The sequence below is a fragment of the Streptomyces sp. NPDC059524 genome (genome assembly GCF_042749255.1).
GTDB lineage: Bacteria > Actinomycetota > Actinomycetes > Streptomycetales > Streptomycetaceae > Streptomyces > Streptomyces xanthii.
This window is the reverse complement of sequence record NZ_JBHYTK010000040.1, coordinates 34302-46880: the sequence shown is the minus strand read 5'-3', so window position 1 is coordinate 46880 and position 12579 is coordinate 34302. Positions and strand designations below refer to the sequence as shown.

The following is a 12579-nucleotide window of genomic DNA, read 5'->3' as shown; positions in this document are numbered from 1 at the left end:
CCGTGTCCGGCCGCGACGCGGGCGGCCTCGGACTCGGCCGCGTACCCGCCGCCGGCCTGGAAGGCGGCGTCGGCGTGGGCGTAGGCGTTCATCGCCCGCTCCAGCGCGGCCGGCTCGGAGGCCTTCGCCATCGCGGCCTCGGCCTTGCGCAGGGTGCGCAGGGCGCGGTCAAGGCCGCGGGCGGACAGGATCCGGTCGGTCACGCTGACGGCCGGGTCGGCCGCGCGGGAGTCCTGGGCCAGCACGCCGACCGGTCCGGTCGGCGTGATCGTCCCGGCGGCGGGCCTGGCCTGTCCGGCCAGGGCCGTCATCAGGGTGGTCTTGCTCGCGCCGTTACGGCCGACCAGGCCGATCCGGTCGCCGGGGGAGACGGAGAAGGAGATGTCGGAGAGCAGCAGGCAGGCGCCCGCGCGCAGCTCGACACCGCGAACGGTAATCATGAGGTATCGCTCCGAGAAAGCAAAAGGACACACTTCTGGCGTGGAAGCGGGTCCTCAGCTAGGAAACTCGGGGCGTAGACATGCGCCTACCGTAGCCGACGTGCTGTGTGCAGCGCATCTACCAGGTATGCCCGCCGGAGTGGGTGCCCTCGTCCGTCTGCGGACTCGTCCCTCTGCGGACTCGTCCCTCTGTGACTCGTCGGCTTTCAGCGTCCCGGCTGCTGCCGAAGGGCAAGGGCACCTCCACCAGGGGAGAGCCCCGCCAGGGTGGACGACCCTGAACAAAGTCTTGTCCTGGGCAGGGGGGCGGCCCCGTCGCCACGGGGGCCGCCCCGGTGCGGGGCCTCAGCCGATGTGGTCGGCGGGGCCGACCTCCAGGAACGTGGTGCGTTCGGCGGGGCGGCCGTCGGTGCGGCTGGCGGACTCCAGGAGCGCACCGGACTTCGGTGCGATTATGAGCCGGATCGTGGTGCGCAGCCCGGTGAACTCCGAAGGCGCGGTCGTGTACTCGACGGCCGTGCCGGAGCGCCCCTGACTGTCCTCGACCGTGCCGACGAGCTCGACAGCGTCCTGGTCCGCGAGGATCTCGAAGAGGGCGGCTCGTACCTTGGGGTTTACGGGCGCGTCTTCCAGGAGCGCCACGACCTGGTGGGAGGGGTCCGGGCCCAGACGGGTGGCCAGTGCGTGCGGGTCGGCGGGCAGCTTGCTCAACTGCTTCCAGGTGAGCCGGTGTTCGCCGACGAGCCAACGCTTCAGCTTCGGTCCGGGTTCCTGGACGGAGCCGTCCGGGTTCACCGACCAGACCTGTCCGGAGCGGTCGAAGCAGGTGGTGTCCGTGCGCCGCCCGTCGTCCTCGTTGACCACCTCCTTGCGGACCTTCCAGTACGGGGCCGTCGACGGCGGCTCCTGCGCCGCGGTGTCGGCGACGTCGGACAGGAACGAGGCGGCCGATGCGCCGGCGGCCGGATCATGTCCGAGGACCGGATACGCGGCGCCGCCGACAGCCAGGGCGAGCACCGCCGCGGCTGCGACGAGCAGCCGGCGCCGACGCCACCGCGGCGCGGCCGCCTCGGGCTGTGGGCCCGTGGTGAGTCCGCGCAGGTCGGGCCGGTCCTGTAGCGATGCCTGCGTCACGGCCAGGCGTGCCGCCCGCACCGCGCCCGCCGCGGGTGGTGCCACCTGGCCCGCCGCGATCAGGTCGTGCGCGCCGGGGAAGTCCATCAGCTCGGCGCTGTCGAGTGCCCTCGTCGTCTCGTTCGGGCTGTCCTGGGTCTGGCTCATGCCGGTTCTCCTGTCGTGTCTTCGGACGGCGATCGACCGGTCGAGGCGAGCGCCACGCTCTCCCGCAGCCGGGCCCGGGCCGTGGCCATGACCGTGCTTTTACGTCGGGAGCGGCGGCGCACACCGCTCCATCCCGAAGCGCATCGGATCGAAGCGGCGGCTACCCGGGGGCTTCGCGATGCGCGCCGTGAGGCCCATGCTTCTCGGCACTTCGCCGATGGCAGCGGCGTCAGCGCTCTGCGGGACCGCGACTCTCGGTCATAGTGATCGGTCTATGGCTGGCAGCTTGCGGCACACACTGGCTTTGTTGGGTGTCTGTCAGTCGGCCAGTGCGAGGTTGTGCAGGCGGGCGACGCCGAGCACGGCGTAATCGACACCGTCGCCCTTGAGGCGGCAGTCGCGCAGGACCTTGCCCCGGTAGACGCCGTCCGCGATAACTGCGGTCTTGCCAGACGCTTCCTTGGCGCCGGACAACTCCCATGCCTTGCAGTCGTTGAGGTTGCCTGGGACCGGCCGGCCGGCGATGACAATGCGGCGGGTGTCGGCATCGATGACTTGGTTCACTGATCGATGTCAGATGCGCGAGATAGCTTCCCGATATGGGTGTCTATCTGGTGAGCGTCGGCGCGGAGGAATGGTTCGATGACGAGAAGGACGGATGGGGTGAGGTTGCTTCGGCGCTCGATGCAGAACTCGAGCGGCGGGGCCTGCCGCCCTATGAGGACGTGCCCACAGAGCCGGACTTCGTACCCGGATCAGGGCAAGCCTTCGAGGAGAAGCTGGCCCTAGACATGACCGGGTTCATTGCCTTGTGCGAGACGCACCTGTCACTGGAGGAATCGGAGGTCCTCTGCGGCTGGACCGTGCTCGTGCCCATCTCGCTCGATGAGGAGATCTGGGTGCCCATCGAATCTGCCGACTACGAGTCCATGGTGGCCGGCGCCCCTCAGGTCCTGCGCCTTGCCGAGAAGCTGGCGGCAGCCATCGATCTGCCGGTCGAAACACCGGCGACATGCGACAACCTCGACCTGAGCACCTGGTTCCGGCACGAAGCAAGGGAACTGGCCACCAGCCGAACCGGACCGTGGACCGACGACCTGGACACGGCCTTCTACGTGGCCGTGTACCTGCGCGCTGCACAGCACTCGATCCGGCGGGGCTGCCCCATTGTCTGCACCTGAGGTCTACTTTGGTCCCACTGGTCTCCTAGTGGAGATAGCCCACCGCGTACGTGCCCCGGGAAACGAGGCAGAACTCGTTCTCGGCAACCTCGTCGGCGCGAAGGCTGCCCTCAGGTCCGCCTTGCCCTCGACTGCCGTCCCTATTGAGGGAGTTGGCCGTCGTCCCGATGGGAAGCTGTCCACCTTCCCGTCGGCATCTGCCCTACGACGGATCCTTCCTCCGATTGGCGTTGAAGCGCGCCTTCTTCTGGCGGTTTCCGCATGTGTTCATGTCGCACCATCTACGGGTGCGGCTTCGGCTGGTGTCGAAGAAGGCGGCCTGGCATGTCGGTGAGGCGCACAAGGCGAGTCTTCCGTCTCGTTCGCCGGCGATGATGCTGATCGCGTCGGCGGCGATCACGCTGAGGGCGTCTTCGACGGGGGAAGCCGAGCCGAGCTGCCATTGCCGCTTGCCCTCGGGCGTCAGGGTGGCCGCTGCCCGCCCTCGGGTGCTGCAGTCATTGATGACCTGGACGGCGCCCGCAGGGAGCGGTTCCCGGGTGGCGGCTGCTGTCGCGGCGGCGTGGATCGACTCCCTTAGTTCCCGGGCCAGTTCGAGCTGGGTGGTGGTGCAGGAGTCCACGGTCAGGTCGTACACCGACAGCCAGTCGACGAGTCGCTGCGGCGTGGGGATGCGCTCCACGGCATCGCCGTGACGCTCGGACAGGGTCCCGGTGAAGCTGGTCGCCAGTACGGCGCCGAGGCGGAAGTCAGGCAATCCCGAACGCATGGAACCACCATAGCTGGTTGCGGGGTGTCGTGAAGGGGTAGTAGAACCGGCATAGACGGTTCACGATCGGTTGTAGTCGGCTCACGACGGCCAGGAGGCGCCATGCCCCGTTCCACCAGCAACGTGCAGGCATTCGAAGCTCACGCGAGTGACGCCGACCTCGACGATCTGCGCGCGCGACTGGCCACGGCACGGCTGCCGGAGCCCGAGACCGTTCGTCGCGCCCCACCCGGACCCGGGAGGTGGGACCAGGGCGTTCCGCTCGCCGACCTCGTCGACGTCGTGGACTACTGGTGCACCGGGTACACCTGGCGGGCGTTCGAGGAGCGCCTCAACCAGATCGGTCAGTTCCGCACGACCATCGACGGCCTGGGAATTCACTTTCTGCATCGCCGATCAGCGCGGGCGGACGCCACTCCTCTGCTCCTCACGCATGGCTGGCCGGACAGCATTGCCCGGTTCAGCCACCTCGTGGACGAGCTGGCGGACCCGGAGAACGAGGATGCGCCGGCGTTCCACGTCGTGGTCCCGTCGCTGCCGGGCTTCGGCTACAGCGACAAACCGGCCACCGTCGGCTGGGGAACCGAGAAGATCGCGGCCGCCTGGGTGGAACTGATGAGCAGGCTCGGGTACCGCAGGTTCGCGGCACACGGCGGCGATTGGGGAGGCAACATCACCACGGTTCTCGCCGGCAGGTTCCCGGACCACGTCCTCGGCATCCACACCACGTTCGCGGAGGGCCCGCCCGGATTGACGACGGACGGGCTGACGGAGACCGAGCGGCAATGGGCCGAGGAGACCCGCGACTTCTGGCGCCACCGCGCGGGGTACGCGAAGCAGCAGGCGACCCGACCCCAGACCATCGGCTACTCGCTGGTCGACTCACCCGTCGGACTGCTCGCCTGGATCCTCGACAAGTTCGCCGAGTGGTCGGACACCGAAGACAGCCCGTTCGAGACCATCTCCCGAGACCGCATTCTCGACAACGTCACCCTGTACTGGCTGACGAGGACCGGCGCGTCCGCCGCCCGCATCTACTACGAGAGCCACAACTCGCTGGACCCTGAACTGAGGGTCGACGTGCCGTCAGCCATCACCGCGTACCCCCGCGACGTCGAGAAGTGCCCGCGCCCCTGGGCCCAGCAACGCTACCGACAGATCGTCAGGTGGAACCTGCCCGACAACGGGGGACATTTTCCGTCGCTGGAAGTCCCTGACTACTTCGTGAAGGACCTGCGAGAAGGCCTCACGGCAGTACTCGGCACCCGCCGTTGAACCGGCTCAGTGACTCATCACTCCACCACCGCCGCCGCCGCATCAGCCCCTGGCCTCAGGGTCGTTGCGCCAGTGCCATGCGGCGTGCGATGTCGGCTGCCGCGGTCCGTACCGACAGCCGAATGCGTTGGTCCGTACGGAGCTTGGCGGCCGAGCCGAAGACCGAGATCGCGGCGGTCTCGCCGTCTCCGGCGGGGCCGATCGGGATGGCCAGGCAGCTGAAGCCCTTCATGCACCTCTCGTGCTCGCACACGACCTGTGCTTCACGCGCACCGGATCCGTCAGGTGCGGTGGTGTTCGATGAGCCTGCCAGCAACGCCTTGCCGATGGCCGAGGACCGGGCGGGCATGCGCAGGCCGACCCCAGAGGGTATGCCGACGGCGAGTTCGCCGCCGACCTTCTCGAGGTAGACGGCCTCGTCGCCGTCGAGGACGCCCAGGTGCACGACGCAGCCGGTGGTCCGGTGAAGCCGGTGCAGGCTCGGCAGGGCGGCACTGCGCAGTACGTTCTGGTGGTAGGCCGCCGACCCCAATTCGAGCAGGCGCATGCCCAGTTGGTAGTCCTTGCCGACCCGGTGCACCCAGCGCAACGCCATCAACTGCTCCAGCGCACGATGGGTCGAGGACAGCGGCAGTCGGGTGGCCGCGGAGATCTGCGACAGGTTCAGGGGTTCCGCGCCGTCGAGGGCGTCGAGGATCAGCGCAGCACGCTGCATCACGCCGACCGGGGGGCCGCCAGTGCCCTGCGCACGCGTGGTCATCTTCCTGCCTCCCCGCTCCAGCAGCCCCGCATCGTCACCGGCGCGAGAGCGGTGCTCCGGACCGGTGGCACCGCACGCGTCGTCGGCCTGAACCGTAGGACGGGTCCAGGCCTTCGGCGACCGATTGTTTCCGCCTATCGGGAAGAGCGGTGTCCCTGTCCGGCATCCATGGTCTGTACTCCGGTCATGACCGAACCCAACTGCCTCACGCCCGGGGCCCTGCTGGCCGGCCGGCGTGCCGTGGTGACCGGCGGGGCCACCGGTATCGGCGCCGCCGTCGCGCGGGCTTTCGCCGCACACGGTGCGCACGTCCTGGTCGCCGACATCGAACCGATGACGCAGTGCACGTTCGACTCCTCCGCAGGGGGCTCGATCACCTGCCTCGAATGGGACGTGCGGACCGCGTGTCCGGACGGGCTGGTCGAGCACCGGCCCGATGTGCTGGTCAACAACGTCGGGCACTTCGTGCAGCCGCCGCACACCTTCGCCGCCAACTCGCCCGCCTTGTGGGACGAACTGCACGAGATCAACTTCGCGCACGTACTGCGCCTCACCCACGCCCTGCTGCCCGGCATGACCGAGCGGCGCCGCGGCTCCATCATCAACCTGACCACGGTCGAGGCTCACCGCGCCATCCCGGGCCACGCCGTCTACTCGGGATACAAGGCCGCACTCACCGGGTTCACCCGGTCGCTGTCCGCCGAGATCGGCCCCTCAGGTGTCCGGGTGAACGCGATAGCCCCCGACCTCGTCGAAACGCCCCAGGTTCCGTACGAGGACATCGTTCCGCACGAGGACCGGCACCTGTGGCCGACGTGGTCCCCGCTCGGCGGGCCGGGACAACCCGACGACGTCGCCGGGGTCGCGCTCTTCCTCGCCTCCGACCTGTCGCGCTTCGTCACCGGAGGGACCATCCACGTCGACGGCGGAACCCACGCCACGGGCGGCTGGTTCCCGCGCCGCTCCGGCGGCTGGACCAACCGCCCGCGCCTCCCCTGACCCCATCGAACGGAGCTGTCCATGAAGATCCTGATCATCGGTGGAACCGGCATGATCGGCGCCCACGCCGCACTCCATCTGCGCGACCACGGCCACTCCGTCACGGTCGCCGGCCGCGGACCGGCCCCCGACGACTCCCCGGTCGCCGACTTCCCTCACCTGGCCGGCGACTACACCGTGCCCACCTTCACGGCCGAGCAGCTCGCTCCCTTCGACGGCATCGTGTTCGCCGCCGGCCAGGACGTGCGGCACAAGAACCCCGAGGACGACACCACGACGTTCTGGGAGAACACTCAGCGTGCCGGGGTTCCCCGCATGGCAGCACTGGCCAAGCAGGCCGGTGTGAGCCACTTCGTCCAAGTGGGCAGCTATTACCACCAGTTGCGCCCGGACCTGGCCGAGAGCAACCCTTACATCGCGGCGCGCAAGGCGGCCGACGAAGGCGCGCGAGCCCTCGCTGACGCGTCGTTCACCGTCTGCACCCTCAACCCGCCCTCCATCATCGGGGCCGTTCCCGGCGCCTCTGCCCGGCGCTACCGTCGGATGGTGTCGTGGGCCGCCGGAAACGAGCCGGGCATCCCCGACTTCGCCCCGCCGGGCGGCACCAATTACATGTCCGCCGAATCCCTGGCCCAGGCCGTTCGGGGAGCCCTGCTCCACGGCGAATCCGGCGCGGCGTATCTGATCGGTGATCAGAACATGTCCTACCGGCAGTTCTTCCAGATGCTGGTCGACGCCGCAGGCGGCAAGCGAGTCATCGGCGAGCGCGACGAGCAGCATCCGCTGCAGCCGGACCCGTCCATCGTCCAGGGGCGAGGCAACACCCTGGCCTACGAACCCGACCCCGAGGACGTGCGTCGCCTCGGGTTCACCCGGAACGACTGCCCCCGTGCGGTGAAAGCACTCATCGACACCGTCATGGCCTCGAGCTGACACGGCAGGGGTGCTCCGCGGACACACAGCCACGGAGCAGGCAAGACATACAGCCTGCAATCAGTCGCCTCCCCTGGGCGGATCGGAGTTGTTGTGCGTAGCGCGACCGGCGCGCGGCTCTGTGCGTCAGGATGAGGGAGGTGCGCCGGACGATGGGGGAGAGCTGTGCGTCGGACTTCTATGGGTGTACTCGCCGTGATCGCGGGGGTGCTGGTCGGTTGCTCGGGTTCCGCCTCGGGCGAGCTCGATCCGGTCGTCGGTGAGTGGACGGCGGACGGTACGCAACCGGCGGGGTACGACGACTTCGGGGACGCCGCTTCGATCCGGGTGGGCGAGGACGGCAAGGCCACCCTCGGCACCGCGCCCATGCGTCTGTGCGGCGCCGCCGCGGTGACGCGGAGGAAGGATTCCGGCGGTGGTGGCAAGCGCTTCCGCATCGCGTTTCCTCAGGGCTCGCAGTGTATCTCCGTCACGGTGCCGTCCAGCCTCGATGTCACGGTCGACGGCGATGCCCTGACGGCCACACCCACCGGGTCGGTCGGTTCCCCGTACAGGTTTCGGCGTAGTGGATAGGAGCGCGCCGAAGACGACTGCCCTCTGCCCTCTGGTCTTCGGTGAGTAGAGGGCAGACTGTGTGGCTGCCCGCAGGCGAGCCGATTCGGCCACGGAGCGGGGCGCGCTCACGGCCGCCGGCGGCCTGCGGTCGGAGAAGTTGCCCCGCGACACGACACGACACGACACGGTACGACACGGAGCCCACGGACGAACCCAACGGGACCTCGAGAGCAAGCCGGGAACGGGAACCCCGGGCCAGGTGATGGGAGAGGCTCGCAGAGGGACGAGTCGCGTGCCCTTGCCGGCGCGGTCAGGGGCTGGCGCGTCACGGTGTGAACGCCCTTGTGCGTCAAGGGACTTGAGGCACCCGGAACCGGCGGCGGTACTCCGTCGGTGTCGTGTTCAGGCGTCGGCGGAAGGCCCGCACGAGCGTGTCCGTCGTACCGAACCCGCACAGCGTCGCGACACGCTCCAGGGTGGCGTCCGACGACTCCAGCTCGTGGCGGGCCTTCTCCACCCGGACCGACTCGATGTACGCGTGCGGGGTCGTCCCGAGCTCGGTCTTGAACAGGCGAGTCAGATGCCGGTCGCTGACGTGCGCGTACGCGGCCAGATCCACCACCGTGAGCGGCTCGTCGATGTGCCGGAGGATGTGATGGCGCAGATCCTCGATGCGCCGCGTCGTCGACACCTGTTCGAGCGGCACGCTGAACTGGCTCTGGCCGCTGGGCCGCTTCAGGTACATCACCAGCTGGCGCGCCACGCGCAGGGCCACCGCCTCGCCGAGGTCGTCGGCGATCAGCGCGAGCGACAGGTCGAGGCAGGCGCTGATCCCGGCGCCCGTCCACACGTTGCCCTCGCGGATGAAGATGGGGTCGGCGTCGACCTGTACGGCCGGGTGGTCGGCGGCCAGTTGCTGTGCGGTGGACCAGTGCGTGGTGGCCCGCTTGCCGTCGAGCAGTCCGGCGGCCGCGAGCAGGTGCGCGCCCACGCACACCGAGGTGATCCGGTGCGTGCGCTCGGCCAGCACCCTTACCCACTCGACGAGATCCGGGTCGACGAGCGGGTGGGCGCGGCGTTCCTCGTCGAGCTCCACCGCCCCGGGAACCAGGAGCGTGTCGATGGTGCCCGCGGCGGCCTGCGCGAAGGTGATGTCCGGAAGGATGCGCACCCCCGCGCCGGTGGTGACCGGGTCCAGGGTCTCGGCGGCCAGCAGCACCCGGTAGCCCGCCGCCTCCTCGGTCTCGCGCAGCGCCAGTGAGAACACCTCGGGCGGTCCGGTCACGTCGAGCAGGTCGACGCCCTCGAAGAGCACGATCACGATGAGTCGTCTGGCGGTGTCCGGCACGGACCCTCCCACTCTCTGCACGTCACGGCATGTCGGTATCTGCATGTTAGACGTCATTGCCGACGTCGGGGCTGGGTCATAGCGTTGCAGACGTGGCCCGGCGAACGCTCCGGGGCGCGTCTCCCATCTGTGATCCGAAGGCGGTACACCCATGTCCCGAACCACGCTGCGCGAGCTCAACGGCTTCGACGAGACGCCCGCGAAGCTGGACGGCTCGACGCTGATCCTCATCGACTTCCAGAACACCTACACCCAGGGCGTGATGGAGCTCGACGGTTGGGAGGCGTCCCTCGACGCCGCCGCGCAGCTCCTCGCGCGGGCCCGTGCGGCGGGCGCCAAGGTCGTCCACGTCATCAACGACGGTGGCGAGGGCACCCCGTACGACATCAGGGCCGAGATCGGCCAGATCCACCCGAAGGTCGCGCCGGTCGACGGCGAGCCCGTCGTGGTCAAGCAGGTCCCGAACGCGTTCGTCGGCACGGCCCTCGCCACGCACCTCACCGAGGGCCAGGACGTTGTCATCGCGGGCTGGATGACACACATGTGCGTCGCGTTCACGGCGCAGGGCGCGTTCCTGGGCGGCCACCGCCCCACTGTCGTGGCCGAGGCCACCGCCACCCGTTCGCTTCCGGTCGCGGGCACCGACGTGCCCGCCGAGCAGGTGCACCAGGGAGCTCTCGCCACCATCGCCGACCTGTACGGGGTCGTCGTCGTGTCCCAGAAGGAGATCGTCTGATGAAGCTGCTCCGTTCCGCCGCCGTGCTCGGTGCCGCAGCCGTCCTCGCGGCCACCGTCTCCGCCTGTGGCGGCAGCTCCGCGGCCGCCACCCGCACCGACAGCGGTGAGCAGCGCAGCGAGAAGAGCCACGAGAAGAACTATGCCAAGGACACGACGACGCTGCGTCAGCTGATGAAACTGGACGAGACGCCGGCGAAGCTGTCGAACGCCACGCTGGTCCTCGTGGACTACCAGAACGTCTACACCGACGGCGCGATGGAGCTCACCGGCTGGCGTGAGGCCGTCAAGAGCACCAGGGCACTCCTGGAGCGCGCCCGCAAGGCCCACACGCCGGTCATCCACATCGTGGAGAAGGGCTACGACCTCAAGTCGAAGGCCGGGCAGATCATCCCCGACCTCGAGCCCGTCAAGGGCGAGGCCGTCGTCGAGAAGGCCGTCCCCAACGGCTTCCACGACACGAACCTCGACGAGGAGCTCAGGAAGACCGGCCGCAAGAACGTCATCATCTCCGGCTTCATGACGCACATGTGCACCCTCTTCACCACCGAGGGCGCCGTCTACGCCGGCTACAACCCGACCGTCGTCGGCGACGCCTCCGCCACCCGCCCGCTTCCCGTGAACGGCAACCCCCGCGGCATCCCGGCGAAGCAGGTGCACGAGTCCGCACTCGCCACCATCCAGGACCGCTTCGGCGTCGTGGTGCCCAAGCAGCGCGACATCAAGTAGCCACAGAGCACCACCGGCACCACAGGAACCACGAGCATCACCGAGGGAAGGCGCCCAGGGCCCGGGCGCCTGTTCCCCGTGCCGCACCAGCCGCCGGGTGGCGATCTCGGGATGTCGTAGACATCCACCGAGGTGGCCGTCCATGCGGCCTACTTATGGGTAACATCACTGCTTGATGTGATCACGCCCCACTGCGCTCGCATGTCAGAGCTACGGAACCCTTCCCCCATGCCAGGAGGACACATGGCCGATGACGCTCTGACAGACTTCCGCCGCGAACCGTTCACGCACGGGGATCGCACCCACACCGTGCTGCGATCGGGGACGGGACCAGCCGTGATCGTCATGGCGGAGATCCCGGGAATCACCCCGAAGGTCGCCGAGTTCGCCCGACGGGTCCGGGACATCGGCTGCACGGTCGTGATGCCCCACCTGTTCGGCGTCGCCGGACGCGACCCGGACCCGCAGGCGCACGGTTGGACCGGCGCCGCCTGGACCGGCCTGCGCGCCGCCGTCCAGATCTGTGTCAGCCGCGAGTTCACCACCCTGGCCGCCGGCCGAACCTCCCCTGTCGTCACCTGGCTGCGTGCCCTCGCCGCGCGCGAGCACGAGCGGTGCGGGGGACCGGGCGTGGGAGCCGTGGGCATGTGCCTGACCGGTGGCTTCGCCCTGGCCATGGCCACGGACGACCGCCTCCTCGCCCCCGTGCTGTGTCAGCCGTCCCTCCCGCTGGCCGTCAACGACCGCAACCGCAGCTCGATCGACATTTCCCCGGACGACCTGCGCACCGTCCAGAAGCGCTGCGCGTCCGGCCTGACCGTCCTCGGTACGCGCTTCCGCGGCGACCGGCTCGTCCCCGACGCCCGGTTCGCCTTCCTGCGCGAAAAGCTCGGCGACTCGTTCATCGCGGTCGAACTCGACGACAGCGCGGCAAACCCGGACGGCCTCATCCGCCCGCACTCCGTCCTGACCGAGCACCTCATCGACGAACCGGGTCAACCCACCCGTCGCGCACTCGACCAGGTCCTCGACCACTTCCGCCAACGCCTCCTCGACCCCGACAGCACGACCGCCGGGACCGGCGGGACCGGATGAGTGCGTGCCGCTCGGACGCTGTGGTGAGGACTTGAGACGTGGACGCGACGGGTTCGTCCGACGTGGTCACGGCGTCCAGTACTGGGCGAGTGCACCCTCCCGGAAGGGAGCGGGGCTGATGCTGAGATCGCCGGCGAAGGGGCGGTCGAGGACGAGCACGAGGAGCAGGCTGAAGCCGACCAGGCCTGCGACGGAGGCGACGAAGAGGATCTGGACGCGCAGTCTGCGCATGCCGTAGAGGAAGGTCAGCGGGATGAGGACGGCCGCGCCGCCGAATGCCAACACCTGGAGCAGAGGCGGGAGTTCCTGCTCGGCCATGGTGATGCGGGCGCGGCGCTGGGCGGCGATGTCGTTGAGGTTGCCGACGGCCTGTTCGTAGAAGACCTCCTCGCGTGAGTTCTTCGGGTCGTAGGCCTGCAGCACGGCGAACGCCGACCGCAGGTGTGTCTCGGTCGCCCCGTACGACGGCTGTCCGGACC

The 12579-nt window shown here is 69.2% G+C and carries 13 protein-coding genes and 2 pseudogenes; 8 read left to right on the top strand and 7 right to left on the bottom strand.

The window, feature by feature from the left end:
* The 3 genes and pseudogenes from ACFW9D_RS14425 to ACFW9D_RS14415 form a co-directional block, all read right to left on the bottom strand.
* Positions 1–440: ATP-binding cassette domain-containing protein (locus ACFW9D_RS14425; RefSeq protein WP_384621710.1), on the bottom strand; the 440-nt coding region annotated here is incomplete at its 3' end.
* Positions 441–785: 345 nt separating this feature from the next.
* Complete coding sequence (locus ACFW9D_RS14420; protein WP_384621707.1) at positions 786–1721, bottom strand: hypothetical protein; 936 nt, start codon at positions 1719–1721, stop codon at positions 786–788.
* Positions 1722–2039: 318 nt separating this feature from the next.
* Positions 2040–2276: pseudogene (locus ACFW9D_RS14415) on the bottom strand (IS5/IS1182 family transposase); the annotation flags it as partial.
* Between the two features lie 44 nt (positions 2277–2320).
* Here ACFW9D_RS14415 and ACFW9D_RS14410 point away from each other — a divergent pair.
* Positions 2321–2902: a hypothetical protein gene (locus ACFW9D_RS14410; protein WP_384621704.1), complete on the top strand. Its 582-nt coding sequence runs from the start codon at positions 2321–2323 to the stop codon at positions 2900–2902.
* Between the two features lie 202 nt (positions 2903–3104).
* On the opposite strand, the gene ACFW9D_RS14405 is transcribed toward ACFW9D_RS14410, so the two are convergent.
* Positions 3105–3671: a CGNR zinc finger domain-containing protein gene (locus ACFW9D_RS14405; protein ID WP_384621700.1), complete on the bottom strand. Its 567-nt coding sequence runs from the start codon at positions 3669–3671 to the stop codon at positions 3105–3107.
* 102 nt (positions 3672–3773) lie between these two features.
* On the opposite strand from ACFW9D_RS14405, the gene ACFW9D_RS14400 reads away from it, so the two are divergent.
* Complete coding sequence (locus tag ACFW9D_RS14400; protein WP_384621697.1) at positions 3774–4946, top strand: epoxide hydrolase family protein; 1173 nt, start codon at positions 3774–3776, stop codon at positions 4944–4946.
* A gap of 55 nt (positions 4947–5001) precedes the next feature.
* Here the strand turns inward: ACFW9D_RS14400 and ACFW9D_RS14395 are convergent, their stop codons facing one another.
* Positions 5002–5706 (bottom strand): IclR family transcriptional regulator, encoded by a 705-nt coding sequence (locus ACFW9D_RS14395; protein WP_384621695.1) that lies wholly within the window; start codon positions 5704–5706, stop codon positions 5002–5004.
* Between the two features lie 186 nt (positions 5707–5892).
* On the opposite strand from ACFW9D_RS14395, the gene ACFW9D_RS14390 reads away from it, so the two are divergent.
* From ACFW9D_RS14390 to ACFW9D_RS14380, 3 genes are all read left to right on the top strand, one after another.
* Complete coding sequence (locus ACFW9D_RS14390; protein ID WP_384621692.1) at positions 5893–6705, top strand: SDR family NAD(P)-dependent oxidoreductase; 813 nt, start codon at positions 5893–5895, stop codon at positions 6703–6705.
* A 21-nt stretch (positions 6706–6726) separates the two neighbouring features.
* A complete protein-coding gene (locus tag ACFW9D_RS14385) occupies positions 6727–7638 on the top strand; it encodes an NAD-dependent epimerase/dehydratase family protein (protein WP_384621689.1) in 912 nt (303 codons plus the stop codon).
* 180 nt (positions 7639–7818) lie between these two features.
* Positions 7819–8211 (top strand): hypothetical protein, encoded by a 393-nt coding sequence (locus ACFW9D_RS14380; protein ID WP_384621686.1) that lies wholly within the window; start codon positions 7819–7821, stop codon positions 8209–8211.
* 331 nt (positions 8212–8542) lie between these two features.
* On the opposite strand, the gene ACFW9D_RS14375 is transcribed toward ACFW9D_RS14380, so the two are convergent.
* On the bottom strand, positions 8543–9586 hold the full coding sequence (locus ACFW9D_RS14375; protein ID WP_384621683.1) for a GlxA family transcriptional regulator: 1044 nt from the start codon (positions 9584–9586) through the stop codon (positions 8543–8545).
* Between the two features lie 106 nt (positions 9587–9692).
* Here ACFW9D_RS14375 and ACFW9D_RS14370 point away from each other — a divergent pair, with 106 nt between their 5' ends.
* From ACFW9D_RS14370 to ACFW9D_RS14360, 3 genes are all read left to right on the top strand, one after another.
* Positions 9693–10277: an isochorismatase family protein gene (locus ACFW9D_RS14370; RefSeq protein ID WP_384621681.1), complete on the top strand. Its 585-nt coding sequence runs from the start codon at positions 9693–9695 to the stop codon at positions 10275–10277.
* Complete coding sequence (locus tag ACFW9D_RS14365) at positions 10277–11005, top strand: cysteine hydrolase family protein (protein WP_384621679.1); 729 nt, start codon at positions 10277–10279, stop codon at positions 11003–11005. The genes ACFW9D_RS14370 and ACFW9D_RS14365 overlap by 1 nt, the downstream gene beginning before the upstream one ends.
* Before the next feature lie 243 nt (positions 11006–11248).
* Positions 11249–12100, top strand: coding sequence for a dienelactone hydrolase family protein (locus ACFW9D_RS14360; protein ID WP_384621676.1), 852 nt, complete (start codon positions 11249–11251; stop codon positions 12098–12100).
* 66 nt (positions 12101–12166) lie between these two features.
* Here ACFW9D_RS14360 and ACFW9D_RS14355 read toward each other — a convergent pair.
* Positions 12167–12579 (bottom strand): annotated as a pseudogene (locus ACFW9D_RS14355) (hypothetical protein); the annotation flags it as partial.

Coding starts and splice junctions, on each gene's coding strand:
- ACFW9D_RS14420 (WP_384621707.1), bottom strand. CDS start 1,721: ATGAGCCAGACCCAGGACAGCCCGAACGAGACGACGAGGGCACTCGAC.
- ACFW9D_RS14410 (WP_384621704.1), top strand. CDS start 2,321: ATGGGTGTCTATCTGGTGAGCGTCGGCGCGGAGGAATGGTTCGATGAC.
- ACFW9D_RS14405 (WP_384621700.1), bottom strand. CDS start 3,671: ATGCGTTCGGGATTGCCTGACTTCCGCCTCGGCGCCGTACTGGCGACC.
- ACFW9D_RS14400 (WP_384621697.1), top strand. CDS start 3,774: ATGCCCCGTTCCACCAGCAACGTGCAGGCATTCGAAGCTCACGCGAGT.
- ACFW9D_RS14395 (WP_384621695.1), bottom strand. CDS start 5,706: ATGACCACGCGTGCGCAGGGCACTGGCGGCCCCCCGGTCGGCGTGATG.
- ACFW9D_RS14390 (WP_384621692.1), top strand. CDS start 5,893: ATGACCGAACCCAACTGCCTCACGCCCGGGGCCCTGCTGGCCGGCCGG.
- ACFW9D_RS14385 (WP_384621689.1), top strand. CDS start 6,727: ATGAAGATCCTGATCATCGGTGGAACCGGCATGATCGGCGCCCACGCC.
- ACFW9D_RS14380 (WP_384621686.1), top strand. CDS start 7,819: ATGGGTGTACTCGCCGTGATCGCGGGGGTGCTGGTCGGTTGCTCGGGT.
- ACFW9D_RS14375 (WP_384621683.1), bottom strand. CDS start 9,586: ATGCAGATACCGACATGCCGTGACGTGCAGAGAGTGGGAGGGTCCGTG.
- ACFW9D_RS14370 (WP_384621681.1), top strand. CDS start 9,693: ATGTCCCGAACCACGCTGCGCGAGCTCAACGGCTTCGACGAGACGCCC.
- ACFW9D_RS14365 (WP_384621679.1), top strand. CDS start 10,277: ATGAAGCTGCTCCGTTCCGCCGCCGTGCTCGGTGCCGCAGCCGTCCTC.
- ACFW9D_RS14360 (WP_384621676.1), top strand. CDS start 11,249: ATGGCCGATGACGCTCTGACAGACTTCCGCCGCGAACCGTTCACGCAC.